Here is a 25271-nt window from a genome sequence, read left to right as displayed (position 1 = left end):
TTCTAGGTTCGCTTGATGGTAGGCACACTAGCCAGCAATTTTTTCGTATAATCATCCTGGGGATTGGTCAAGACAACGTCGGCGTCGCCACGTTCAACCACCTTGCCAAAGTACATGACCAGGACTTCGTCACTTAACGCACGGACCACCTGCATATCATGACTGATGAACACAATGGAAAGCCCCAGGTCATTTCGCAGGTCATTCAACAAATGCAGAATCTGCGCCTGCACAGAAACGTCAAGGGCGCTTGTCACTTCGTCGCAAAGCAAAATTTTAGGCTGCACCATCAGACTGCGGGCGATGCACAGGCGCTGTCGCTGGCCACCGGAAAATTCATGAGGGAACTTGTCCAGGGCTCCATTGGGAATCGACACGCGGTCTAACAGTTCACGAGCCCGCTTCTCGGCTTCTTCAAAGGATGCTCCCCGAGCCACCACCGGCGCGGTCAAAATTTCAGAAACGGTCTGCCTCGGATTGAGACTGCTAAAGGGATCCTGGAAAACCATCTGCATCACGTCCGAAATGCGGAGTCCCTTGCCACCTGCGGCACGGCCCCCTTCCTGGCCAAAGACCTTGAAACTTCCGGAAGCAATGGGATTCAGGCCCACAAGGGCCTTTACAAGGGTAGACTTTCCACAGCCCGACTCCCCCACAATAGAAAGGATCTTTCCCTGGGGTAAGGTAAAGCTGACATGATCCACAGCCGTAAAGTAGCTCTGGACCTTGCTCAGAACGCCCCCGCGAATGGGGAACTTTACAGTCAGGCCATCCACCTCCAGGGCGGGGATAGAAGACGGGATTCCATTAGCAGATTCAGACATCTGTTATTTTTCCACTTCGCCATCGAGGCTAGCCAAAGCCTCTTGTACATTTTGTTCGGTTTTCAGGAGAATCTGGCGGCACTTGCGCAACAGTTCTGTCGCTTCCTGAACCTGGCCAGCCAATTCGTCAATTTCCATTTCGGAATTGTCAATCCGTTCCAAAATGGACTCCAGACGATCCATGGCATTTTTGTACTCAAAATTTTCTTCACTCATAAACAGGAATATAGAAGATTTGCTAAAATGTTTTGTATGGGAAAACTACTTTTCGCCCTATTTAACGCAGGTGCCGCCATCCTCATGGGAGCACTTCTTGTCGCATGCCTAGACATTCCCGACGCCCCAAGCACCTCTTCGGTCATCACAGGCGCGTCTGTCGTCGTAGAACAATTCGGCAAGCAGGACTCCACCCTTCGAAAAATCAATTCCAATGAGTCCTCGGCTCTAATTGCAAAGGTTCGACCCAGCAAGTATAAAGATGATGTTTCCTACTACTGGTATAACGATCAGGAACTTATTGATAGTGGACGGACATTCCCCATATCCTCAAAAAATGCCCTAGCAGGGCAGACAAATCCTAACCGCATCCCGAACAAGGTCGTCATTCACGATCAAGACGGCAATTCCATCGAGAGGGAATTCACAGTTGTTATCAATGCACCCCCTATGTTGAGCGAGACAACCATTCCCTCCGACGGAGACACTCTAATCGGGGATAGCCACACCGCCTTTCTTTTCAAGTGGAGCAGTAGCGACAACGACAGGAACCAGCTGCTGGAACATGTGATTACAATCGACCACACAAATTATGCAGTGGGTGAACTCAATGAAATCAGGCAATCGGGACTTGCAAAGGGCAAGCACTCTTTCCGAGTCATTGTGACCGATCCCCTGGGCGATAGCGATACCACTTCCATAAGGACGTTCTACGTTAAAGAATCTTCCGGAGGTAAACAGTGAAAATAGCCTCCCTCCTCACCGCCCTTATTGCAATCGCAATTGTCGCCTGCACCGATTCCGACAATTATATTTTTGACGAACGCGACCACCAGGAAGTCCGGGTAGACGCCTTCATCACACAGACCTTTGACGAAACTTCCGTTCGAATCAAGAACGACACTGTCGCCCCCAACGATTCCCTGATTTTTCTGTCTTCTGTATATCCATCTAAAGCCATTCGCAGCCAGGATATCTTCTGGACCCTTGACGGAACACCCTTTGCCACAGAGTATAGTTTCAAGGCTTCAGTCAAGACACCCGGCCTGCATAAAGTCGCATTCGTCCTGGTAGACTTCTTTGGCGATACCATCAGCGACACAATCACCCTCTATGCAGCCATTCCTCCCACACTGAACTTGAAAAAAATCATTCCGGCAAACAGCACCCAGGAAATTCCACCCAACGAAGACATCAACTTTTCCTGGTACACCACAGAACAAGACCGATACTGGGATACATATTACCACTTCGTCTTAAAAGAAGCCTTCCCGACATCCCAAAAAGACAACGGCATCATTCTGGACACAATCCTAAGTTCATCGACTTTCAGCTACAACAAAGGCCTTGCTCCGCTCACCAAATACACTTGGTCTGTATCGGCCTACAACGAACTGGATATGAAATCCTCGCAATCCATCGAGGGTGAGTTCTATACCGCCGGCCTTTCGAACGAAAGTGGAATTCTCGCTACGGTCATTCCCCCGTCTAAACAGATTCCCCAATCTATCCAAGTCACGATTATCAGCAATTCCGGCGACACTCTGTACAGGGCAAAGGAATTTCACGCCGATTCCGCAGGAAGATTCTACATCAAGCCAATCACCCCAGGCAAAATAACATTCATCGTATCTGCCAGCGACACTCCCGACTTACAGCCAATTATAAGGGAAATTTCCCTTAAGGAAAATCAGGTATACAGCCTTGATTCGCTGCAGTTCGCCGACATCACGCCCCCAACAATTTCTTCCATCGACAATAAAGATACCCTCCTCCTCCAGGACACTTTGAATTTCATCTTAAAGGATGGCGGAGGCAGCGTCGTACTTTCCACAAGTTCTGCAAAGCTTGACGGAAACATCATCCTGGATTACAACATTAGTAGAGACACCCTTAAGGTGATAATGCCCATCTCCAGCACATGGACCTACCGAATTCTATCCATTGAAGTTTACGATCAGAGCGGAAACAAGAGCACTCGGTACTTTTATCTGTACTCCGACAAAACATACAGAGAGGATCCATAATGAGAAAGCTATCCTTCTTACCGCTTCTCGCCTGTATGCTGGTCGCATGTGGCAGCGACGCCCTTATCGGAGAACCAGAGGACGTTCTTAGCCAACAGGTGTACGTGCTACCATCGGGAGCAAGTTTATCGAACGACAACCGTTCCCACTACGTCATCGGCGACACCATCTATCTGGAAGCAAACCAGACCTACAAATTTTATGCAGGGTACACCCTCAACGACGAACCCGTCAACGAGGCTAGTTCTCTATACGCCAGTCTGCTTTGGGAACTTGACGGTCAGTTCTTCAACATAGAATCGTTCCAATACGCCTTCACTTCATCCGGAATAAAAAAAGGATTCCTTGAAACAGTAGACCTATACGGAGACACCGTTCGCACTCATTTTGAAGTTCTAGTCAACACACCCAATAGAATTCAGCTGGAATATCCCGCTAACGGTTATAACCAAGTAGAACGAAACAACGAAAAGGGCATTCCCCTCCGCTGGAAGACCGAGGGGCTGGATCCATGGGAAACAGCTTACTGCACCATTTACGCCAGCGATGAAAAGGATGACATCTGGGCCAGTTCCCTAGGCACCACAGACTGCAACAACAATATCAGCCTCAAAGGCATCGTAAACGAAGACCTTCCAAGTAACACGGTCTACTGGGCCGTCAGCATGCTCGTCACAAACGATGCAGGCAAGGGCTATACGACAACTACAGATGTCTTTAGTTTTACCACTAAAACCGAAGAGCAATCCCTATTGACCATTCCGGTCATCTATAGGGGTTTCCCCTACGATCAGACGGTCAACACAGAAATCATCCTGACCAATGCTGCAGGCGACACCTTGCAAGTCGTTACGAATAGTGAATCTCACTCCGAAATTCAGGTTCCCGTGGAGGCCCAGACAGGTCTACACATTTACGCCCGCGACATTAGCAGACCGGAATACACAGCAAACAAGCAAGAAGTAGACATTCCCGAGAGTACAGCCATTACGGCAAGCACCATTTACTTTACGGATGATATTCCTCCGCAACTGGCACCAAACAAAACTAGCGCAGCCCATTCAGACACAATCTACTTCAACGTCATCGATATGGGTTCTGGAGTAAATCCCGCAAAGATTCGGGTCACATCAGGGTCAGACAATCTAACCTACAGTTTCCGGAATTCCCTACTCGCCATACCAAACCCCTGTAAATATTCCTGTTCCATTGTTATCGAAGGCGAAGACTACGCCAACAATCCGTTCCCAAATACATACTGGGTTCTAGAAAACATCAACGAACAGGTCGTCATTAGCGGGCCATTCCTTAGGGAGGGGTTCTAAGATGAAAACCATACTCTCGACCCTACTCGTCATTCTGGCATTGTTTACTGGAGCTCATGCTCAAAAGCTTTTGCATGTATCTACAATCCCCAGCAATGCAGATATCTATATCGGCACCTCCAGGCCAGACCTTGCAGATAAGCCCGACTATGTTTCATCAGCATTTGTCAGCATATCCGAAGAACAAGCTCTCATGGGAGAAGTTTTACTGCACCTGTTCCGTCCGGAATTCACCGACACCACCATCCGAGTTACACTTTCTCCAAAAGACACTTCCTACCTGATCGTATCCCTGCACCCCACCTATGACGACAATCTGATCAAGGAACAAAACGACATTGTCGCCAAGAGGGGTCGTCGCAGTTTCGGATACAAGATGATGATCGGCTCGGCAATCCCCCTATTCGTTAGCGGAATTGCAGGTGCTGTCACCTATTACCAGATATCCCGCGCCGAAGATGCCAAGAAGACTCTAGAAAAAACTCGGATACATTCACAGTCCTATGAAAATGCAAAACAGGACTTCCGTGATTCCAGAGACAAGGCAAAAACCGCACGCAAGACAACTATCGCAGGCCTCGCAACAGGCGCCACTCTGCTCACCTTAGGATTCATCCTTTCGTTCTAGGCATTTCTATGAAAAAAATTCTTCTTCTATTATTGACTGCAGGCATCACGTTCCTGTTCGCTGCCGAGGATCACGGCGTTAGAGCCAAGGTCGACCTGGTTTCCGGCGTCACTCAATACGCCCAGTTTATCGGCATCCAACAGGATTCAGTCCTCCTTGGCGGAAACATCAAGGGACAGTTTACCATTATCAAGATTGCCAAGAACCGATTCAAGAGCATTGTTGACGAACAGGGCAATGACTTATTGAATCCCAAAGCCCAACAAGTCGCAGACACCACAGCCACCCAGGCAGATTCTTCCCAGGAAGCACTCCCGGAACAATCTACCGAGGCGTCCACCGAACAATCCGAAGAACAAAGACAGCCCACCTTCCTGGACTCCGTGGCAGGAAAGCACATCTTTGTAGCCCTAGAAAAAAGATCCATTGATTCAGCTCTCGATGCACAGCTTTCTCCAATATTACTCCAGCTGATCAAGGAATCAGGAACACCCCTTGTCGTCGCCAACAGGACTCAATTCGGTTACTGCAGAAGTTCCGCCTGCATCAAGGATTCGCTGGCACTCTACGGAGCAGCCTCCGTATACCAGGGGAGCATCTCTGCCGGCGCAAGCCAGGATTCCCTGACACTCTACATGACACATCTCGACTTGACCGATTCAACGGCAAAGCCCCTTACCGCAACCGTAAACCTCTCTGTTTTCAATGGCTTAGGCGACGCCATTACCGACAACAAACTTTCCAACTTCATCAAACAACTCAAGGGAGAACCGCTCCCCACCAAGAAAAGAAACGTCAGCTACGTCAAGTTGGAATCGGAACCGGAAGGTGCCACAATTACCATCCCCGGCAAGGACGACATCTGTAAGACACCCTGCACATTCGCCCTCCAGGACACCGAAAAAGTTGATATCTACGCCTACTGGAAAGTCAATAGCCAAATCTGGGGCGCAAAGAAGACCATCAAACCGATTCCCTATGACACCACAAAACTTTCTGTAAAGCTAAAGAAGGTCAAACCGGAACTTCGCGTATTCACCATTCCCGAAGGGGCCTACATTTACGCAGGATCCTCACCCATTTCCCCCACCTCACACGCCATTGGAAAGTCCCCCAACAAATTCGACCTAAACGACATTGGCAGTTCATTTATTCAAATTCGTAAAGAGGGCTTCAAGGACACACTTGTTTCTTTCTATGCCAGTCCCACAGACCCGACCAGTGTAAATGTCACCCTGCAACCCATTACAACCCCCGTTGAAATGGAAATCCAGAATGCATGGGTCAAGGAACAGAAAAAGAACTTCATAGGCAAGGTCCTGATGGGTTCGTCCATCGCCCCCCTGCTGGCAGGAGCACTTCTATCCTATCTCGCCAACCAGGATTACGACGATGCCCGCCACATCAAAGACCAGTTAAACATTCCCTCGACGTTAAATGGCAGCCATTACCAGGCCCAGGTGAACAAGAACCATGACCTGGTCAAGAAGGGCGACCGCAAGTTAACTGTCGGCGGATCCCTAATTGGAACTGGGATATTAATGTTTGGAGTAGGTTTTTTACTCACTTTTTAGCCATTATCCTCAAAATCGCCCCACGACAACTGTAATAAAAAATTAGATTTACACTGATGCGTAAAATATTTGCAATTTTGTCTTTTATCGCTGCCGCCTCACAGGCCGCAGACTTTGAACGTTCCAACTGGCGTACCCAGCTCTATGTGCAGGGTGAGCCCGCTTTCCTGAACTTTAAGGGTGAAAACGGCATCCTAGACGAAGGTATCGATGCTGAAGTCATGACAGTGCCCATCTCTGCCGGTGCACTCTGGTCTCCCCTCATCACCCCCTTCTGGAAGGCCGATATTCCCTTTACTATCTGGCTGGGTGTGGAAGTCAACTCCATCCAGTTCGGTACCATCGAAGATAGTCCCGAATACACCGTTCCCGATGAAGTGAATGGTGGCAAGCGCAAGGGCGAACAGAACGACCGCGAACTGTCTTTCATGACTTACGCTCCGTCCTTCCTCGCCGGTTTCTCCGTAAACCTGGTCGGCGACCTGGACCTCCGCGTTCTCGGCGGCTTCGGCTTCCACTTCTTCTCGTTCTATGACGACTATCTGGGCAACACCGAAACCCACACCGAAATTCTCAATACGGCCTTTGTCTCTGGCGCTTTGGAATACCGCATCACCGAAGTGTTCAAGGACGTGGACCTGAAGATCGGCCTGAATGTCCGCAAGGAATTCATGCCCTACGAAGACATTACAGCCCGTACCAAGGATGCAAGTGCAAGCCCGTCTCCCTACTCCGACCTGACCATGACCAAGGTTGAGTACAAATGGCCTGTACGCGTCGGCCTGGAAATTTCTCTGGACTTCGGCCGCGAAAGCCGCCGTGACCGCCAGATGCGCTTCAAGCTCCATGACCGCGACGACGTACTCCGTCAGAACAGCGAAGTCAAGGACACCCTGTCTGACTGGGACTGCATGGCCATTGAACGCGACTACCGCTTCTACCTCGACGATGACGGCAACCTGCCCGACATGAGCGAAGCATTTACTCGTACTCAGTTCACCGACGTGCTCGAAAGCTACCTGGCCTTCTGCCACCCTGCAGACCTGGCCACCAAGGAACAGCTCTACGCCACCATGGACTCCAGCAAGGTTGAACTTAAGGAATACCAGGTACGCCAGGAAGACGGCCGTTTCGATCAGGTCATGGCTAGCAACGACCCCGAAATGCTGCAGATGTTCATCGAATACTATCCGGACTCTCCGCGCCGTGCAGAAGTTGAAGCCAAGCTTCGCTCTCTCAGCGAATACGACAAGTTCCGCGTCATCCAGGCACAGAACACCTTCAAGGCATTCCTCGCCTACTTGAATGACAATCCCAACGGAGCCTTCCGCGACGAAGCCGAAACCGGAATCTTCGAACTGGTTAAGGCAGGCAACCGCGTCAAGGACTACGAAATCTACCTGAAGCGTTTCCCCGACGGCAGATACGTCAACGAAGCAAAGGAAGCCATCAAGAGAGCTTCTGGCGAATCTTCTGTGATCGAATACCAGACTGGCGAAACCTACGACACCACACCTGAGGCCGAACCGGAACAGGAAGTTGTCGAACAGGAAGAAGAAGAAGAACCGGCACCGTCCAAGTCCAAGAAGAGTGGCAAGAAGGACAAGAAGGATAAGAAAGCCAAGAAAGACAAGAAAGCTTCCAAGAAAGCCAAGGGCAAGAAAAAGAAGTAATTAACTTGTTCTAAAAAATTTAAAAGCGCAGTCCTTATGGCTGCGCTTTTTCTTATTGTCATAATCTAGACAGTTAGCTTTTCTATATTTGCCTACCATGATTTACAACTTGATTATCGACTGGTACAACGCCCACCTGAACTACGGCACAATCACCCTCCTCATGGCCGTAGAAAGTTCTTTCATCCCGTTCCCGTCTGAATTGGTAGTTCCCCCTGCAGCCTATAAGGCTCTCCAGCCCGATTCCGGTCTGAACATCGTACTGATCGTGCTCTTCGCAAGCATCGGCGCCATGATCGGCGCATTCATCAACTATTATCTGGCAAAGTTCCTGGGTCGTCCCATTATCTACAAATTCGCAGACAGCCGCCTGGGCCACTTCCTGCTTCTGGACGTTCAGAAGGTTCAGAAAGCCGAAGATTATTTCCGTGAACACGGCGTCATTTCCACTTTTGTCGGCCGTCTCATCACCGTGATCCGTCAGCTGATTTCCATTCCCGCAGGCATCGCCGGCATGAAGGTTCTGCCCTTCGCCATTTTCACATTCCTGGGCGCAACCATCTGGAACTGCGTGCTGGCCTTCCTTGGCTACTTGGCTCACGGTCAGAAGGATATCATCGAAAAGTACAACTCCGAGTTGGGAATTGCACTTCTCGCCTTTGGCGTTCTATTTATCGGTTATATGATCTGGAACGCTGTCAAGCCCAACAAGAAAAAGGGCGACAACAAGCAGGACTAGGCACCAGCCTGTTCCTCGATACTTCCATCCTTAGTACGTCGGGCACCAAGCCCAATGAACATCAACGATAGAATCAAGTAGACGTAGTTCAAAAATCCGCCGTTTTTGGCATACACTGTTTCATGGGCAGACGTAGGAACGTCAGAGATAAATAGCCTATCGTATCCCACATCCTTAAACGGTCTCCGATTGACCTCTCGGCCGTACTCGTCGCTGACAAGCGAAACGCCATCATAGGAAGTCACAACCAGATTCACACCGTGTTCCACCGCGCGAACCGCCAAGGATCTGTAATGAAAATCATTTATACCATCCCAAGCCCATGACGGAATAAAGAGTAACTGAACCTTGGGATCCAGGGGTCTAAGAAAATCCGAGAAATTGCCGTCGTAACAAATGGCAAAAGAAACAATATGGGCCTTCCCCCCTATTTCCAGAGGGACCGCAGGTAGCTTTTCACGCCCCACATCCAGATCAAAGGATTCTACCAGGGGAACAGGTTTATGCTTGTTATACTCGTATAAAATCTTTCCCTGGTTATTTATCAGTACAACCTTGTTCTGGAAGAGCCCTTCTCGGCTGTTATCCGTATCATAGACACCTAGGGACAGCAAGATGGGCATATTGAATTTACGGGCATACTCCGAGGCATTGGCAATAAAATCACCCTCACTCGAATCTGCAACGGCAAAGGCCTCCTCGCTAAAAACCAACATCTGCGCACGTTCACGGTAAGCCGATTCTGCAAGCGTGTTAAAGCTACGGAGATAACGTTCGTAACTCAAGGGTTCCCAGCTACCATCCTTGTGTTGATCGACTTTAGGCCCAATTGCCTGGGCAATTCGCACCGTATCAGACGATTCATCATGAGCCATCTGGAAAATGCCCCAGGCATGCATGGCCACCAAGGCTAGCAACATGCCAAGTCCTATACGTTTGGCACCATCACGGTTCCAATGCATAATCACGTATACGGCTACGGAACCCACAAAAGTTATAAGAAAGGTAAGTCCGAATTCCCCCACAACAGACAAAACCTGGAATATGGCCCTATTGTCGTACTGGGCATAGGATAAGTTGTTCAGGGGAATAAGATCGCAAGCCGAAAAAACAAGGTTCAAGGTACCGTATACCGTGGGGAAAACCAGCGTATTGACAAAGGGAGCCTCCTTAACACAATAGCGAACGTCCCACGCAAAAGGAACCCAAAAAAGACAAGCCTGCAAAGCCGTAAATACCAGGCACTCTTTTTCAAGCCCCACACCAAGAACCCCATAAAAACGGACACACAGGCCCACGGCCAAGAATATATAGAGAATGGCCTGGCTAAAGCGATGTTCACTCAGACGGCAATAGTACAGAAAGCAGAACGGCCAGATCCAGACACCCAGGACATACAAAACCTTAATGTCCGGGAACATCGAGGGCAAGAACATAAACACGCAGCCCACCACCAGCAGCAGCAACGGTAGATTTGACTTGCCGTATTCTCCAACGTATGACGTAAAACGTTTCAGGAAACTCTGGATAAACTTCATTTAAGACACCTCAACCCTTTACACATCCTCTAATATAACTACGAATGTAATAAAAAGTAAGAAAAATGTATTTTTAACGAAGTTTAGGATAACGCCTACAAACCATCCTTATTTACAGCTCGGACTTCAGGACAGCTGACAATAACATAATTCATATCGCTATCATATACGACAACCCTAGGTGCCACAGACTCCCCAACATAGGAGAAGTAGTATAGAGCCAAGGGGCCCTTACTAGACAAATCGCCCCACTCATAGTGTTCTATAGAGGCGTCAGATTCACAACCGCTTACCGACCATGAGGCAGAAGGATTCGTCTCAAAATCCACCTCAGTGGCGGCAGCCTCGCACAGGCAACCTGTAATGCGGAACACCGAATGGGAACTAGACGAAACTGCAGCCGAGGATTCTATCGGGATTTCAATATTAGAACTACTGCTAGAAAATTCAGCGGAACTACTGGTTAAATTATCCTGCAGGCTGGAAGAAGAGCGGACAAAGACAAGTTCCGAAACGGAGCTGCTTAAAGGCTCCTCTTCAGATGAAGAACTTTCCGTCTGGCAGGAATATTCCTCAAACTCGTCCGCCTTAAGGGTCGTTTCAGAACAAGCCCCCAGCACCACGGAAACAGCCGCTATTCCATACCGCCACTTCATGCAACCCCTCACATCATCAAACTACACAAAGCAGGAGCACTCAGCCGAAGCGAAAGACTATAATCCCCCGTGGCTTTATCACAAGGCAAATCCACCGAATGAAAATACGAAACTTCGTATTCCTCGCCATCTACGACCATGATAGAATAGTCTCCGCCTTCGAAGCTACAGTAAAAATCGGCTCCAAAACTATCGGTACAACGTTCTTTCGGCGCCGTCATAAGCACGCTAAAATCTCCCGCCGGAAACTCCACCCTTTCATGTCCATCCATCTGATACTCAGCACCTTCAGTCACCTTCACGCCAGGACACAGTACTTCCATCTGGGTATTGTCGGAATTGTTGACCGTCAGCACGGGAGCATAACTAGCCCGAGGTTCATTAAAAGTCTTGGTATAGCTGACATCATCGCCAGCCGGCCTGCCATCCCAGGCATAAGTCAGGGAAGCCGCCTCGGTTCTGCAACCCGAAACAGACCAAGTCACTTCGGGAGTTTCTTGATAGTTCACCACTTTAGCATCAGAATTACATGAGCATCCAGAAATCGGCACACCGTTCACATGAACGGGACATGCTACAGTCTGCACCTTATCGCCGATAGAAACGATCACATGAATCTTATGATCTCCACCGGAACTAAAGAGGACCTTACTGCTAGTTCTTCCATTTTCGGAATCTTCGGAAATTTCAAAATCACCATAATCCCATTCGTAAGTCGCCGTAGTCAAAAGAGCCGGATCTTCAATCAGGGAACCGTCTGCCGTAAACTTGAAAGCAACAGAAGTTCCCTTACCAATGGAGGTACTGCCATCAACAGGGGCACAGACGCCCAAGGCAGGCTCACCCATTCCATTTAATACAACCCGAGAAGAAGAACTGATATCGTCGATAGACAATACAGACGAAGAAGATTCCTCCTTAGCCGAATTGGATGATTTGGCCTTGCTACTGGAAGACGCCTTGGAATCGCTAGACTTTTTCACAGCGACTTCATCGCCCTCATCGCCAACCCATTTTCCATCTTCACACTGGTACGAAAAGGAAACCTTGTCAGGATTACTCATGATAATGATTTCCCCCTCGTTCTTGGACGTACAAGAATGAGACGTCAGTTCATCCAGGGAACTGACAAAATTTTTCTGATAATTTCCGTCAGAAAGATCTTCCGTAAAATCAGAACATCCCCATACGGCCAGTACAATCGGCAAAGCTACAAAACTTCTAGACATGGACCCTCCTGGTTTTAGTCAATTCTATACAGCGAGGTTTTCTACTTCTATAGTTAAAATATAATTACAAAAGCAATAGAAAACGTCTAACCGGATATAAAAAGACCGACTCCAGAGGAGCCGGTCTTTTGCTTGAATTTCATCTACAACTTAGTTAGTACCCAAGCCACATTCTGCCTTACCCGGATCAGTTGCACCGAATCCAGCAGCAGTATAGTCAATGCAAATCATGTCGATGTTGATGGCACCAACACCAATCTTTCCAAGACCGAGACTTACGTTGTTAACACCATACTGACCTTCATCAGAAGCTGTTTCAGTACCATGAGTAATGGTCAAAGAAACACCCTGACCCTTCAGGTCACAAACAACCTTCAAGGACGGCAGATAGTTGGCTTCAGTCCATTCACCCGTTACGGTAAGGCAGCCACCATTTGCAACTTCAACCTTAGCCTGAGGAATCTGGTTACCAACAATTTTAATTCCGTATTCAGCGCCCTTGGTAGTCTTCACTGCGGGGCAAGTCACTTCAACCAGGGAGTTGTCGTCGCTCTTGACCACAAGCTTGGGAGCAAAACCCGGCTGAGCTTCAGCAAAAGTCTTGGCAAAGGTTGTAGTACCTTCAGCATCATCCCAGTAGTAGCTGAGGGTATGACCAGCAGAAATACAACCGCCTGCAGTCCAAGCCACTTCCGGAGAAACAGTATAGTCAACAGTTTTTTCTGGTGTGGTACATTCGCAACCAGTGATGGGGTCACCATTAATATGCAGCGGGCAAGGAATGGTTTCAGATTCTCCACCTGCATAAATGGTCACGGAAACGTCTGCGTCACCGGACTCGGTAAAGGTGATGTTATCACTAGTCTTCTTGCCGTCGCCGGAACCATCGGGAGTACCACTGTTATAGTGCCATTCATAAGTGGCGCTAACAATAGCCATAGGATCAGGCAGGGCAGCACCATTAGGAGTCACCTTGAATCGAACAGATTCACCCTTGGTAATGGAGGTCTTGCCAGTTGATTCGGCACAGGTACCCAGACCAGTTATAGTGCTACCACCACCAGAGGTAGAGCTGGCGACAGGATCAGTTCCGGTATTGATAGTGGCGGAAGATACAGGGTTGCCACCAATCACACGGGAAGAAGAGGAAACGTCTACCAGAGGCTGATTGCCATTATTGGGAACTTCGCTAGCGGAAGATGCGGGAGCAACAACTTCCTGACCGCTAAGGTAAGGCACATAGGCTGCAGCGCATTCCGGGTCTGCCTGGCACTTTTCCTTGGAGACCTTGATAAGGCCAGAAACAACCATCGAGTCGTTTTCGGCATCGGTCTTAGAGGGGCTAACAAAGGTTGCGGAAATAACCTGATCATCAGAATCAGCTTCATAGATATTACCGCTACCGCAAGCCCAGAAGGTACCTACTGCAGCAGCAGACATAAGTCCAGCAATAATCTTCTTGTTCATAAATAAACCTCTTTCCTCTAAAAATACATTATTCTAAGTCAAAACGTTACAGGTTAAAGGGTGTTTTTACCCCTGATGATCCTCTTCTACAGAGATTTTACGCTGTCCCGTAATAAATTGGTGCACATATGGGTTACTGGTGTTCTTTATTTCGTCTACCGTACCCACTTCAATGATACGTCCATTGTAAAGCATGGCGATTCGGTCAGCCACCTTGAAGGCGCTCACCATGTCATGGGTCACCACCACGGAGGTCACACCAAGCTTGCTCTGCATATCCAGGATCAAGTCGTTAATCACGTCGCTGGTAATGGGGTCCAGACCGGTTGTGGGTTCATCGTACAGCAAGATTTCGGGATTCAGGGCAATGGCGCGGGCCAGGGCAACACGCTTGCGCATACCGCCAGAAAGTTCAGAAGGCATCTTGGTTCGGAATTCCGGTACCAGGTTGATCATCTGAAGTTTTTCGGTCACCACATCCTGAATCTGTTTTTCAGACAGTTCCGGATGATGTTCGCGAAGAGCGAAGGCAATGTTCTCACCGGTATCCATGGAGTCGAACAAGGCGCCCATCTGGAACAGCATGCCCATCTTGCGACGAATGGTATGGGTATCAAAAAATTTAGGCGTACTGATAGTCACACCGTCCACAGTCACTTCACCACCATCGGGCTGCAACAGACCGATCATGTGCTTCAGAATCACAGACTTACCACCACCGGACTTACCGATGATCACCATGGTCTCGCCACGGCGGATATCCAGGTTCACATCGCAAAGCACGTCCTGAGGTCCGAAGGACTTCTTAAGGCCCTTCAGGCGGATGGCGATATCGTTCGGGTCAATCTTCACATTGGGCATAATCTACCTGCTCTAGAAGAATAGGAATGCATCCAGGACAAAGTCAGCAATCAAGATCATAAGGCAACTGGACACAACAACGCTCATGGTCGCAAGACCCACACCTCGGGCGCCGGCCTTGGCATTAACGCCATGGTAGTAGCCCAACAAGAAGATGAGGGTTCCAAAAACAAAGGACTTCAACACACCAGACCAAAGATCCATAGGATCGAACAAGTACTGCATACCCGTCACATAGGTGTAAGTCGTAATATCCAGACCCAACACGCAAACAATCCAACCACCGATAATGGCCAGGGCATTAGAAATAATGGTCAGACAGGGAATCATGGTAAAGAAGGCCACAAAGCGAGGCAACGCCAGGTAACGGTACGGTTCCAGTCCGAGCACGGTGTACGCCGCCAGTTCTTCCTTTTCTTTCATGGAACCCAGTTCTGCGGCAATGGCGCTACCTACACGGCCAGAAAGCACAATAGCAGTAAGCAGGGGGCCCAGTTCGATAAGCACCATCTTACAGGCCGCAGTACCGACAAACTTATCGGCCACCAAATTGTGGAATTCGAACTTTGCACAAACCGTAGCCACCATGCCCGTAAATAGAGAGGTCACAAACAACAACGGAAGAGACGATACGCCAATGGAAATCATCTGCTTCGCAATAAGGTCAGGATTCTTGTGGATGTAACGGAGCTGCTTCAGCGTATTCAACAGAATGCAGACAACCTCACCGATATTGGAAATACCGGTTACGATGATTTCGCCAATCCAGGCAAAAGGACGAAGGAGCAAAGGCATCAGAAATTCTCCTTAAAAGTCCGCAAAGTCGGGAGCGCCGCCCCCCATATCGCCACCATCATCATAGACGTAGGCTCCACCATCACCACCTTCATCCATATCATCGGGTGCGGCATCGTAGAAGGTGGTATATTCGGGAATGAAAGTCATCCTGATATCCTTAACGGAACCGTTACGATGCTTGGCCACAATCAGTTCCGCCTTGTTGCGGTCATCTTCGGCATGAGTCTGGACAAACTTACGTTCCACGAACCAAACCATGTCGGCATCCTGTTCGATAGAGCCTGATTCACGAAGGTCGGACAACTGGGGGCGTTCGCGGCCCTTTTCTTCCACCTTACGGGAGAGCTGTGCCAAGGCAATAACCGGAATCTGCATTTCCTTGGCCAGGATTTTAAGACCACGGGAAATGGCGCCGATAGCCACGGCACGGTTTTCTTCCTTGCCGGTCTTCATCAACTGCAAGTAGTCGATAATCAAGAGATCCAGCTTGTTCTTGCGCTTGAGCTGGCGGGCCTTACTCATCAGTTCCATAATGCCAAGGTCAGCATTGTCGTCCACGTACAAAGGAGCCTGGCTAATGGGAGTCACAGCGGCAATAAGCTGGCGCTTTTCGTCGTTGGTCAAGTGGCCGTTACGAAGGCGGCTCTGGTCGATGCCAGCCTGGGAGCTCAGTAGACGCTGAGCCAACTGCACACCATCCATTTCTAGGCTGAAGAAGGCCACGTTCTGATTGAACTTGATGGCGGCGTTTGCGGCAATGGTCATGGCGAAAGAGGTCTTACCCACACCAGGACGGGCTGCCAGAATAATCAAGTCGGACTTCTGTAGACCGTTGGTCAGTTCATCCAGTTCAGTAATGCCGGTTCGAATGCCGGTAATGCCATCCTTACGGTTATTCAGACGTTCCAGGAGAGGCGTCATGAACTGGTTAATAGGCTTCAGGGAATCGCGGACCTGGTCATCGGCGATGGCAAACATATCGCGTTCGGCATCTTGCAGCACCTCGTCGGGAGCGGCAGCCGGATCCATGGCATTCCTGATAATGGTGGAACTCATATCGATGAGTTTACGCAAAGAAGCCTTCTTGCGGAGCAGCTCCATATGCCAGGAAGCGTTTGCCGAAGACGCCACCGATTCCATCAAATCGAACAGATACTCACGACCGCCCACCAAAGACAGCTTGCCCATGGTTTCCAGTTCAGAAGCCAAGGTCACCAGGTCAATAGGGGTAACGTTACGATTTAACGTACACAAGGCGGTCCATATCAGCTGATGTTTTTCCAGGTAGAAGTACCCTTCATCTTTAATAATCATGATGGCTTCGCCCATCACTTCAGGATCGCGCAAGATGCTGCCCAGCAGGCAACGTTCCGCATCCAGGTCCATAGGGACCTGACGGCCTTCAAACTTTCCAGAATCGGAGCCACGCTTCTTCGGCGTATATTCCGGTTCGCTGTAGTTCGGTTCCGAATAGCCCTGATCGAATTCCGGCTCAGGGAAGTTCTGTTCGTTATCAAATTCTGACATAATAATTTTCCATTTTGAAATATAAAATTTGAAAAGGCTCCCATTTTCAGGGAGCCGTTATTCATCGTATCAAAACGGTGTTTTTTTGAAAGGATCGCAATGCAATTCCTAGACTTTTGCCTTGAACAAACCACTGCGGGGAATGTGAATTTTCCAGGTGAGCCATTTCATCTGCTTATCGTTCACCATGGCGTAGGGGTCCACCAGGCTTACGGTTCTTACCCCTTCGAAGTCCTGGGCGGTACCAGCCAATTCGTCAAAATTCTTGTTCTTGCCCATGACCTTGTAGAACAGGGGCTGACCAAAGGTGACCATGATTTCAGGCTTGATAAAGGAAACTTCCTTGGCCAACATTTTCTTGAGGGCCGCGTCCAATAGGGGGGCCAGGGGGCGATCCGTAGACTTGAAGAAGTACGTGATGCCGATATCCGCTACATCATAGCCTAGGCTAACAAAAAGGCGTCCAAGCATTTCACCCACAGGAGTGGTCAAGAAATTCTCAGTAGTTTCGCCCTGCTTGGCAGCCTGCAAAAGGAACAGCAACTTGGGATTGGCAGGTCCGGCATAACGCAAGACCTGCGGTTCCTTGGCGTACAAGGCCTCGGACTTGATAGCTTCGTAAAAGTCGTTCAGGCTCAGCACTGATTCGTAAGCGGAAGCGGCTCTCTTGACGGTGCGAGGTGCCGGAGCGGGAACAGCAGCCTGTGCAGGGGCTGCAGGAATATCCCCAAAGAAACTGCCCGTAAGTCCGGTATTGTCGGGAATGGGCATATTTGGAATAGACAAGCCTTCCGAAGAGTCTTCCATGGATTCCTGAGAAGCGGGCCTTGCATTGGGGAATGTAGGCGGCAAGTTCCTGGGAACCGGACGGGGAGCCGCTGCGGGGGCTGGGGCGGCCTGGGGTCTGGGAATCGGCGGCAGGTTACGGCCTGCAGGACGGGCAACAGCCTTCTTCACGGGAGCCCAAGGTTCATCCATCAGCAAGTCCGCATCACCCAGGTCAATCTGGGCGGCCAGATAATTGCGTAGAGCGCTAAAATTGTATTCTTCAGACATGCTTACCCCTCAACTCGATTTTGGGTCAGACGGGACATACAGAAATTGACGATGGTCTCTGCCAGGGAAACCTTGCTGCCCATGGAAAGTTCCGGAATAGGCTTGTCGTGCTCCACCAGGGCAAAGCGCACGTTATCCTTTCCGAAGCCGCTATCCGAAGCCACAGGCGCATTCAGGAGGAGAGCATCGGCTCCGGACTTCTGGAATTTTTCGGCAGCATGTTCCTTGAAATGATCTGTTTCCAGGGCGAAACCGACAATCACCTGTCCCTGCTTTCGGGCAGCGGAACAGTCCCGCAAGATGTTGGGATTGGGAACCAGTTCGATAACCAGCTGACTGCGGCTATCCTTGATTTTTTCGTTAGCCGGATTGGCTGGGCGGTAATCAGCCACGGCCGCACAATGGACAAGGGCATCTACGTGGGGCTGGCGGGCAAGAACCGCGTCATGCATTTCACAAGCGCTCTTGACTCGGGTCACCTTGACGCCACCGGGGAATTCAGCTTCCATGGGACCGGCCACCACTTCTACGTCAAAACCATTTGCCAGGAACACCGCAGACAAGGCGACAGCAGTCTTTCCGCTGCTGCGATTAGAAATATAACGGACCGGATCGATAGCTTCTTCGGTTCGACCGGCAGTAATCAGAACTCGGCGAGTCGAGGCTTCAGGCGACAGGTTACAGGCACCAGGTAAGTCAAGTTTAGCAGACTCCTCAAGGAACTTCTGAGCGTCAGAAACCTGCGGTTGGGCCACAGACTTTTCGCACTCCGTTCGACGTTCCTCTCTCGCCTCCAAAAAATCCACAATCTGCGCGGGTTCCAGAAGCCTTCCCTGCCCCACTTCGCCGCAGGCCAAAAAGCCAGCGGGACTTTCCAGCACACAGGTATTTTCAAAATGACGAAGTGTTTCCAGATTGCGCTTGACCGCCGGCGAATTATACATAGCCACATTCATGGCAGGCGCCACAAAACGTTCGCAAGTGCAACTCATAAAGCAGAGGCTTACAGGATCATCGGCAATGCCGTAGGCGAACTTACCGATTACATTGGCCGTGGCGGGGACCACCAGGTAGATGTCGGCCCATCGGGGGAAATCAATATGCTGGAAAGGACGAGCCTCCACCGCCCCGTTCTTCAAATACACGGGACACTTGGAAAGGCTAGCAAACGTCAGGGGCGCCACAAACTGAGTTGCAGCCTCCGTCATGCAGACGCGCACCTCGGCCCCCTTCTTTTGCAACAGTCGCAAAAGTTCGCAGGACTTGTAGGCGGCAATCCCGCCAGAAACACCAAGTAGAATTTTCTTTCCAGCTAAATCCATGTCCTAAATTGTAGAAAAATTAAAACTTAAATCCTGCAGAAAATCTAACAACATCAGGTCGAATTTAAATGCAAAAGGACCGTTTCGGGCATAAATGGGCTCCAAACCGAGCGATCATGTTTATTTGGAGTCCATAATTTAGAACAAATTAACGCAAAAAGTCAATTATCCCCATTAATTTTTCTAACAGATGGGCTCCAAATTTCCCCAAATACGCTAAATGGAGTCCATATTGACCTTAATCGCACTCTCGCATATACAAACAACGTAAATAAATGGACTCCAAACCATAATTTTTCCCGCAATTGGAGTCCAAATTTTCACCAAATCAAAAAAAGAAACCCCGCGGCGTTAACCACGGGATTCCTCAAGCTATGTGTTTTGAGAAATGGGGCATGAGTCTTGAGTCACCTCAAAGCAAGCCGAAGGCTTGCGACCTCATACCTCACAGCCCTTCGCTATTAAGCTTCCTTCTTAGCGGACTTCTTAGCCTTGGGAGCTGCGTCACCGATAGTGGTGCCGTTTTCGCCCGGCTTATGAGAGTCCATCCAAGCCTTCAGTTCAGCAGATTCACGGCTCTTGAAGTAGTCGACAACAGAGAGGTAAATCTTGCGGTTGTTCTGATCGATTTCAGTAACAACAGCCGGAACTTCGTCACCAACCTTGAATGCATCGGCAGGAACCTTGATGTATTCAGCAGTCAGCTTGGAAACGGGGATGAAGCCTTCGATGCCTTCGCCCAGTTCAACAACAACACCGCGGTCCAGCATGCGAACGATCTTGCCGTTCACTTCTGCGTTAACCGGATAAGAAGCATCGATGGAATCCCACGGATCTTCGGTGAGGTGCTTCATGGACAGAGAAATGCGGCGCTTTTCCTTATCGACAGCGAGAACGACGCATTCGACCTTGTCACCCTTCTTGACCATTTCGTTCGGATGGGTGATCTTCTTGGTCCAGGACATGTCAGAAACGTGGATGAGGCCATCAACACCTTCCTTGATTTCGACGAATGCGCCGAAGGAAGCGATGTTGCGGATTTCACCAACCACGCGTGCGCCCGGGGGAAGTTCGGTTTCGATGGTATCCCACGGATCGGATTCCAGCTGCTTCATGCCGAGAGAGATACGTTCTGCATCTTCTTCAACCTTGAGAACGACAGCTTCGACTTCCTGACCGACAGTGAGGATCTTGGACGGATGCTTAACGTGCTGAGTCCAGGACATTTCAGAAACGTGGATGAGGCCTTCAACGCCGGAATCCAGTTCAATGAATGCACCGTAATCGGTGATGGAAACAACCTTACCCTTAACGATAGCGCCTTCGGGGTAACGTTCAGCGATATCCTTCCAGGGATGCGGCTTAAGCTGCTTCATGCCGAGAGAGATACGTTCCTTCTTGTCGTTGAAGTCGAGCACCATGACTTCCACTTCCTGGCCGAGCTGGACCATTTCGGTGGGGTGGTTGATGCGCTTGTAGCTCATGTCGGTGATGTGGAGGAGGCCATCTACGCCGCCGAGGTCAATGAATGCACCGAAGTCGGTGATGTTCTTGACGATACCCTTGCGAACCTGGTTCTTTTCGAGGGTTTCGAGAACGTCGCCACGCTGCTTGTTGCGTTCTTCTTCGAGAACAACACGGCGGGAAACGACGATGTTACGACGAGCCTTGTTAACCTTGATAACCTTGAGGTCGAAGTCCTGACCGATGAGGGCATTGATGTCCGGAATCTGGCGGAGATCGATCTGGGAACCCGGGAGGAATGCATCGATACCGAACAGGTCGACAACAACGCCGCCCTTGATGCGCTTGGTGAGGGTACCCTTGACCACTTCGTTGTTTTCGAATGCAGCATGGATGCGATCCCATACGCGAACGAAGTCAGCCTTCTGCTTGGAGAGGATGAGACGGCCGTCTTCATCTTCAAGCTTTTCTACGAAAACTTCAATTTCAGAACCGATTTCCAGGGAGTCAGAGTCCTTGAATTCACCGCGTTCGATAACGCCTTCGGACTTGTAGTTCACGTCGATGAGAACTTCCTGATCGTTGACCTGAGAGATCTTACCGGTAACGAGCTTGCCCTGTTCGAGGCAGTCCATACCAGCGTAGATGTCAGCGTTAGCCTTGCGGAAGTCAGCAGTGCAAGAAGCCTGTGCAGCAAGGATTTCGTCGAGGTCAGCCTGAGAACCGAATTTGATTGTGTTTGCCATATTAGTTTGTTTGGTTGCGGTTAAAAAAATTCAAGCTACGCCACTACACCTACGTAGTCGAGAATTTTTTGAACCTGTTGTTCAATTGAGGTTTGTGTAGTGTCAATTTCAATAGCGTCGTCGGCCTTCTTGAGAGGGGCCGTAGCTCTAGAGGAATCCAGACGGTCACGTTCGACCAGGTTCTCCAGAACTTCCTCATAGGTCACCTTTTCTCCGCGTTCAAGGAGTTCCTTGAGGCGTCGTTCGGCGCGAACCTTCACGTCGGTGACGAGGAAAAACTTGTACTTGGCATTGGGGAAAACCACGGTACCGATGTCGCGGCCATCCAGGATGCAACTGGAAACGGCACCGATCTCGCGCTGCTTGTCGGTCATGGCGCGGCGGACAGACGGCAGGGCGCAGTAGATGCTCACGTTAGAAGAAACGCGCATACCGCGGATGTCGGATTCGTAAGACACGCCGTCGATGAGGATGTGGTTTTCGGAGTCAAAGCTAAGCTTTAAATTCTTGAGGAGTTCATCCATGGCAGGACCTTCCTCGGCAGGAAGTCCCTTCTCGAGGGCGGCGAAAGTCACAGCGCGGTACATAGCCCCTGTATCCAGGTAGGTAATGCCCAGCTTCTTGGCAATCAGCTTTGCAGTGGTGCTCTTACCGGTACCGCTGCCACCATCAAGTGCAATAACAAAGTTTTCGGATGTACTCATGAGTGGCGCGTAATTTAGAAAAAATAAAAAGGGGCTTCAAGTAGAGCCCGCTAACCGATCTATAAAAAAAGGGGAATAAAACGTCCTTTTAGTACGGCAAATCATAATAATAGAACGTGACATAGCCATCATCGCCCCAATATGCCATCAATTCCCCGCTCTTATAGACATCAAGGCGGTCTTCATCCTCATAAAAACTGTAATAACCGCCAAAGTCATCGTCGTAACCGCGGCCATATTCACTAGGCATATAATAGTAGTACGTCCCATCCAGATTCAAGGTTGCAAAATCATCGGAATCGATCCGGAGCCTCACCTTGAACGAAGGGCTGATGGATTCCAGGCGGCCGCAGTCATAGGCGCCAATGGCATCGTACCTGCAGGTCTCGGAATAGTAATAGTAAAAGCTCTTGTTGAACTGATATCCGTTTGCCGCCGGGTCCCCCGCAGTCAAGTCACCACACCCCACCAGGAGCAGGGTCAACAGCGCCAACGGGCAAACAAGTGTTTTAAACAGTTTGACTTTCATCATCCGATAAAATAGAAAGTTCATCAAACCACAGGCATACCCCACGCCTTTTTTACTAACCAAAACTCATTTTTTCGCGCATTTGGAAGGTAGTTCCATTACACCCTACGAACCAATCCATCCTAAAAAAGCCAAATGGTTAGTAAAAAATTAATTTATCCACACTCCCTTTTCCCCATTTCCAAGGATCTTTACTAACCCAAAGCCATCTTACTGTCCATTTGGTCAGTAGCGATACCACCTCCACTCCAAAGCACCCTGTGATTTTTCACATTTTTACTAACCAAATCGGCCTCCACCCCTATTTAGTTAGTAAACCCGCCATCTGCCACTCATAAAAAAAAGCGAGCCGAAGCCCGCTTCTTAAATTCGTTGCATTCCAATTACGGATTGTCGTAGTCGCCGTTGTAGATTTGTTCTTCAGCGGCCTGGGTATTCTCGTCAGAGAATTCCTCGGGAGCCTGCAGATCGCGGGTGCTACCGTACTTGCGCTTTTCTTCTTCAGTCAGCTTGTTGGAATAGACAATTTCTTCCTGTTCCTGATTAGCAGCTTCTTCTTCTTCCTGCATAATCTTCTGACCCTGTTCGAGGCGGCGCTTGATGCGTTCGTCTTCCATCTGCTTCAAGTTGGTACCGACCTTGGCCTGTTCTGCAGACATGACGTTACGTTCGTTGGCTTCGTCCATGGCATCCTTGATACCTACCAGACGACCCTTGGAGTCCACTTCCAGACCGGCGCGGCGGAGGGTGGAAAGGGGCAGACGACGTGCGGCGACCTTGTAGTCTTCCTTAAATTCGTAGCCGTCAGAGGTTGCGATAGCATCGGCTTCATCCGGAGTCACATACTCCAGAGCTTCCTGCCAACGGGAACCCTGCACACAAGAAGTAAATGCAACCAGTGCGTTATCCAAGGCTTCAGGATCGTCAGCCTTAGTTCCGCTACAGGCAGACAGAACCATAGCAGCCAAAGCTGCAAAGCACACCAGAATTTTTTTCATAGGACATTCCTCCGAAAAAATTTAAAAATCCCGCCTAAATATACACACTTTTACGAAATATTTGCAAATTTCAAAAAAATTTTTACGCATCTCTTTGCTACATTGGCATTCACCATGACAGAAAGCGCAGACATCTACCGTATAAACAAGGAAAACACCCAAGGCACCCCCAGGGAAATCATCCTTATCGGCACAGCCCACATTTCCCAGGCCTCCAAGGACCTCGTCCGCGAGACCATCGAGGCCGAAAAACCGGATACCGTCTGCGTTGAACTGGATGACGGCCGTCTCAAGTCTATCAAGGACCCCGACCGCTGGAAAACGATGGACCTGCGACAGGTCATCAAGAACAAGCAATTAGGCACCCTTATCGCCAACCTGGTGCTGGGCTCCTATCAGAAGCGCATGGGCGCACAGACTGGCGTCAAGCCCGGCTCCGAACTGAAAGAAGCCGTTGACGTGGCCGAAAACGCCGGACACGAGCTGGTCTTGGCAGACCGCGACATCAAGATTACCCTCCGCCGCACCTGGGCCTGCACTCCCTGGTATCGCAAGCTCAGCCTTTTGGGCGGTCTTTTCGCCAGCATTTTCGACAAGACCGAAGTCAGCGAAGAGGAACTGGCAAAGATCAAGGAACAGGACGCCCTGAACGGAATGATGCAGGAATTCGGCAAGTCCTTCCCCGAAGTGAAGCAGGTCCTCATCGACGAACGCGACCAGTTCCTGGCCAGCAAGATCAAGAACGCCCCCGGCAACAAGATTGTCGCTGTAGTCGGCGCAGGCCATATGCGCGGCATCGCAAGCATCATCGAAGAAGACAAGGAACTCCCCAGCGAAGAATCCATCAGTGTCATCCCCAAGAGCGCACCCATCTGGAAAATTATCGGCTGGGCCATTCCCATCGCCATCATTGCAAGCATTATCGCCGTGGGTATTCACGCCGGAGCCGCCAAGGCTGGAGAACTGAGCCTCCAGTGGGCCATGCTGACCGGCGGTGGAGCCATGCTGGGAACCATTATCGCCGGAGGTCACCCTCTGACCATTTTGGTGGCCCTGATAACAGCCCCCTTCACAGGCCTTACGCCCCTCATTGGCGTTGGATTCTTTACCGCCCTTACCCAGGTCTACATGCGTCCGCCCCGCGTGGCCGAAATGGAAACCCTTACCGACGACATCTGGCAGGTCAAGCGCTGGTGGAAGAACCGTGTGACCCGAGTGATCCTCTGCTTCCTGTGCCCGGGCCTCCCCGCTATCGTGGGCAAGATCCTGGCAATTTTCAATATTTACCAGGCTCTGTAAAAAAACAAATTTAGGCCGAATCTCATTTTTTAGAAGCCTCCGCAAGCACGGGGGCTTTTCTGTTATACAGG

Annotated in this window: 23 protein-coding genes; 8 read left to right on the top strand and 15 right to left on the bottom strand. The window is 49.9% G+C overall.

Annotated features, from left to right (window positions below; all coding sequences use genetic code 11):
• Positions 1-2: 2 nt before the first annotated feature.
• Both BUB94_RS07345 and xseB read right to left on the bottom strand, forming a co-directional pair.
• Positions 3-824 (bottom strand): ABC transporter ATP-binding protein, encoded by an 822-nt coding sequence (locus tag BUB94_RS07345; RefSeq protein ID WP_073157157.1) that lies wholly within the window; start codon positions 822-824, stop codon positions 3-5.
• 3 nt (positions 825-827) lie between these two features.
• A complete protein-coding gene (gene xseB / locus BUB94_RS07340) occupies positions 828-1040 on the bottom strand; it encodes an exodeoxyribonuclease VII small subunit (protein WP_073157160.1) in 213 nt (70 codons plus the stop codon).
• 36 nt (positions 1041-1076) lie between these two features.
• On the opposite strand from xseB, the gene BUB94_RS07335 reads away from it, so the two are divergent.
• The 7 genes from BUB94_RS07335 to BUB94_RS07305 all read left to right on the top strand — a co-directional run bounded on the left by BUB94_RS07335 (position 1077) and on the right by BUB94_RS07305 (position 9006).
• Positions 1077-1784 carry a hypothetical protein gene (locus tag BUB94_RS07335; protein WP_073235597.1) on the top strand — a complete coding sequence of 236 codons (708 nt, stop codon included), beginning with the start codon at positions 1077-1079 and terminating at the stop codon, positions 1782-1784.
• A complete protein-coding gene (locus BUB94_RS07330; RefSeq protein ID WP_073235594.1) occupies positions 1781-3067 on the top strand; it encodes a hypothetical protein in 1287 nt (428 codons plus the stop codon). Before BUB94_RS07335 ends, BUB94_RS07330 begins: the two co-directional genes overlap by 4 nt.
• A complete protein-coding gene (locus tag BUB94_RS07325) occupies positions 3067-4392 on the top strand; it encodes a hypothetical protein (RefSeq protein WP_073235591.1) in 1326 nt (441 codons plus the stop codon). The genes BUB94_RS07330 and BUB94_RS07325 overlap by 1 nt, the downstream gene beginning before the upstream one ends.
• A 1-nt stretch (position 4393) precedes the next feature.
• Entirely contained in the window at positions 4394-5020 is a 627-nt protein-coding gene (locus tag BUB94_RS07320; RefSeq protein WP_073235588.1) for a hypothetical protein, read from the top strand.
• A gap of 8 nt (positions 5021-5028) precedes the next feature.
• Positions 5029-6594: a peptidase associated/transthyretin-like domain-containing protein gene (locus tag BUB94_RS07315; RefSeq protein WP_139258200.1), complete on the top strand. Its 1566-nt coding sequence runs from the start codon at positions 5029-5031 to the stop codon at positions 6592-6594.
• A gap of 56 nt (positions 6595-6650) precedes the next feature.
• Complete coding sequence (locus BUB94_RS07310) at positions 6651-8267, top strand: tetratricopeptide repeat protein (protein ID WP_073157177.1); 1617 nt, start codon at positions 6651-6653, stop codon at positions 8265-8267.
• 97 nt (positions 8268-8364) lie between these two features.
• Positions 8365-9006: a DedA family protein gene (locus BUB94_RS07305; RefSeq protein WP_073235585.1), complete on the top strand. Its 642-nt coding sequence runs from the start codon at positions 8365-8367 to the stop codon at positions 9004-9006.
• Here the strand turns inward: BUB94_RS07305 and BUB94_RS07300 are convergent.
• The 13 genes from BUB94_RS07300 to BUB94_RS07245 form a co-directional block, all read right to left on the bottom strand.
• Entirely contained in the window at positions 9003-10544 is a 1542-nt protein-coding gene (locus tag BUB94_RS07300) for a nitrilase-related carbon-nitrogen hydrolase (protein ID WP_073235582.1), read from the bottom strand. The genes BUB94_RS07305 and BUB94_RS07300 overlap by 4 nt on opposite strands.
• Before the next feature lie 95 nt (positions 10545-10639).
• Entirely contained in the window at positions 10640-11200 is a 561-nt protein-coding gene (locus tag BUB94_RS16420) for a hypothetical protein (RefSeq protein ID WP_139258202.1), read from the bottom strand.
• A gap of 8 nt (positions 11201-11208) precedes the next feature.
• A complete protein-coding gene (locus BUB94_RS07295) occupies positions 11209-12429 on the bottom strand; it encodes a hypothetical protein (protein ID WP_139260163.1) in 1221 nt (406 codons plus the stop codon).
• Between the two features lie 150 nt (positions 12430-12579).
• Positions 12580-13896 carry a hypothetical protein gene (locus BUB94_RS07290; protein WP_073235576.1) on the bottom strand — a complete coding sequence of 439 codons (1317 nt, stop codon included), beginning with the start codon at positions 13894-13896 and terminating at the stop codon, positions 12580-12582.
• Between the two features lie 66 nt (positions 13897-13962).
• Complete coding sequence (locus BUB94_RS07285; protein WP_073157190.1) at positions 13963-14757, bottom strand: ABC transporter ATP-binding protein; 795 nt, start codon at positions 14755-14757, stop codon at positions 13963-13965.
• Positions 14758-14769: 12 nt separating this feature from the next.
• Complete coding sequence (locus tag BUB94_RS07280; RefSeq protein WP_073157193.1) at positions 14770-15552, bottom strand: MlaE family ABC transporter permease; 783 nt, start codon at positions 15550-15552, stop codon at positions 14770-14772.
• Between the two features lie 12 nt (positions 15553-15564).
• Complete coding sequence (gene dnaB, locus BUB94_RS07275; protein ID WP_083538162.1) at positions 15565-17082, bottom strand: replicative DNA helicase; 1518 nt, start codon at positions 17080-17082, stop codon at positions 15565-15567.
• Positions 17083-17190: 108 nt separating this feature from the next.
• Positions 17191-18138, bottom strand: a complete 948-nt coding sequence (locus BUB94_RS07270) for a uracil-DNA glycosylase family protein (protein ID WP_073235573.1) — start codon at positions 18136-18138, stop codon at positions 17191-17193.
• 2 nt (positions 18139-18140) lie between these two features.
• The gene (locus BUB94_RS07265; RefSeq protein ID WP_073235572.1) at positions 18141-19460 is read right to left on the bottom strand and encodes a bifunctional phosphopantothenoylcysteine decarboxylase/phosphopantothenate synthase; all 1320 of its coding nucleotides are present in this window, start codon (positions 19458-19460) and stop codon (positions 18141-18143) included.
• Between the two features lie 461 nt (positions 19461-19921).
• A complete protein-coding gene (rpsA, locus tag BUB94_RS07260; protein ID WP_073157201.1) occupies positions 19922-21670 on the bottom strand; it encodes a 30S ribosomal protein S1 in 1749 nt (582 codons plus the stop codon).
• A 35-nt stretch (positions 21671-21705) separates the two neighbouring features.
• Positions 21706-22374: a (d)CMP kinase gene (gene cmk / locus BUB94_RS07255; RefSeq protein WP_073157203.1), complete on the bottom strand. Its 669-nt coding sequence runs from the start codon at positions 22372-22374 to the stop codon at positions 21706-21708.
• Between the two features lie 88 nt (positions 22375-22462).
• On the bottom strand, positions 22463-22906 hold the full coding sequence (locus tag BUB94_RS07250; RefSeq protein ID WP_083538161.1) for a hypothetical protein: 444 nt from the start codon (positions 22904-22906) through the stop codon (positions 22463-22465).
• A 380-nt stretch (positions 22907-23286) separates the two neighbouring features.
• Positions 23287-23901, bottom strand: coding sequence for a hypothetical protein (locus BUB94_RS07245; protein ID WP_073157207.1), 615 nt, complete (start codon positions 23899-23901; stop codon positions 23287-23289).
• Positions 23902-24015: 114 nt separating this feature from the next.
• On the opposite strand from BUB94_RS07245, the gene BUB94_RS07240 reads away from it, so the two are divergent.
• Positions 24016-25200, top strand: a complete 1185-nt coding sequence (locus tag BUB94_RS07240; protein WP_073157417.1) for a TraB/GumN family protein — start codon at positions 24016-24018, stop codon at positions 25198-25200.
• The last annotated feature ends 71 nt before the right edge of the window (positions 25201-25271 follow it).

It is taken from the genome of Fibrobacter sp. UWH9, assembly GCF_900129715.1.
Lineage (GTDB): Bacteria > Fibrobacterota > Fibrobacteria > Fibrobacterales > Fibrobacteraceae > Fibrobacter.
Note: the sequence above shows the minus strand (reverse complement) of the source record. Positions and strands in the feature narration are given on the sequence as shown.

What these genes read in the sequence shown, in the direction of transcription:
- BUB94_RS07345 (WP_073157157.1), bottom strand. Translation starts at nt 824, where the DNA reads ATGTCTGAATCTGCTAATGGAATCCCGTCTTCTATCCCCGCCCTGGAG.
- xseB (WP_073157160.1), bottom strand. Translation starts at nt 1,040, where the DNA reads ATGAGTGAAGAAAATTTTGAGTACAAAAATGCCATGGATCGTCTGGAG.
- BUB94_RS07335 (WP_073235597.1), top strand. Translation starts at nt 1,077, where the DNA reads ATGGGAAAACTACTTTTCGCCCTATTTAACGCAGGTGCCGCCATCCTC.
- BUB94_RS07325 (WP_073235591.1), top strand. Translation starts at nt 3,067, where the DNA reads ATGAGAAAGCTATCCTTCTTACCGCTTCTCGCCTGTATGCTGGTCGCA.
- BUB94_RS07320 (WP_073235588.1), top strand. Translation starts at nt 4,394, where the DNA reads ATGAAAACCATACTCTCGACCCTACTCGTCATTCTGGCATTGTTTACT.
- BUB94_RS07315 (WP_139258200.1), top strand. Translation starts at nt 5,029, where the DNA reads ATGAAAAAAATTCTTCTTCTATTATTGACTGCAGGCATCACGTTCCTG.
- BUB94_RS07310 (WP_073157177.1), top strand. Translation starts at nt 6,651, where the DNA reads ATGCGTAAAATATTTGCAATTTTGTCTTTTATCGCTGCCGCCTCACAG.
- BUB94_RS07305 (WP_073235585.1), top strand. Translation starts at nt 8,365, where the DNA reads ATGATTTACAACTTGATTATCGACTGGTACAACGCCCACCTGAACTAC.
- BUB94_RS07300 (WP_073235582.1), bottom strand. Translation starts at nt 10,544, where the DNA reads ATGAAGTTTATCCAGAGTTTCCTGAAACGTTTTACGTCATACGTTGGA.
- BUB94_RS16420 (WP_139258202.1), bottom strand. Translation starts at nt 11,200, where the DNA reads ATGAAGTGGCGGTATGGAATAGCGGCTGTTTCCGTGGTGCTGGGGGCT.
- BUB94_RS07295 (WP_139260163.1), bottom strand. Translation starts at nt 12,429, where the DNA reads ATGTCTAGAAGTTTTGTAGCTTTGCCGATTGTACTGGCCGTATGGGGA.
- BUB94_RS07290 (WP_073235576.1), bottom strand. Translation starts at nt 13,896, where the DNA reads ATGAACAAGAAGATTATTGCTGGACTTATGTCTGCTGCTGCAGTAGGT.
- BUB94_RS07285 (WP_073157190.1), bottom strand. Translation starts at nt 14,757, where the DNA reads ATGCCCAATGTGAAGATTGACCCGAACGATATCGCCATCCGCCTGAAG.
- BUB94_RS07280 (WP_073157193.1), bottom strand. Translation starts at nt 15,552, where the DNA reads ATGCCTTTGCTCCTTCGTCCTTTTGCCTGGATTGGCGAAATCATCGTA.
- dnaB (WP_083538162.1), bottom strand. Translation starts at nt 17,082, where the DNA reads ATGTCAGAATTTGATAACGAACAGAACTTCCCTGAGCCGGAATTCGAT.
- BUB94_RS07270 (WP_073235573.1), bottom strand. Translation starts at nt 18,138, where the DNA reads ATGTCTGAAGAATACAATTTTAGCGCTCTACGCAATTATCTGGCCGCC.
- BUB94_RS07265 (WP_073235572.1), bottom strand. Translation starts at nt 19,460, where the DNA reads ATGGATTTAGCTGGAAAGAAAATTCTACTTGGTGTTTCTGGCGGGATT.
- rpsA (WP_073157201.1), bottom strand. Translation starts at nt 21,670, where the DNA reads ATGGCAAACACAATCAAATTCGGTTCTCAGGCTGACCTCGACGAAATC.
- cmk (WP_073157203.1), bottom strand. Translation starts at nt 22,374, where the DNA reads ATGAGTACATCCGAAAACTTTGTTATTGCACTTGATGGTGGCAGCGGT.
- BUB94_RS07250 (WP_083538161.1), bottom strand. Translation starts at nt 22,906, where the DNA reads ATGATGAAAGTCAAACTGTTTAAAACACTTGTTTGCCCGTTGGCGCTG.
- BUB94_RS07245 (WP_073157207.1), bottom strand. Translation starts at nt 23,901, where the DNA reads ATGAAAAAAATTCTGGTGTGCTTTGCAGCTTTGGCTGCTATGGTTCTG.
- BUB94_RS07240 (WP_073157417.1), top strand. Translation starts at nt 24,016, where the DNA reads ATGACAGAAAGCGCAGACATCTACCGTATAAACAAGGAAAACACCCAA.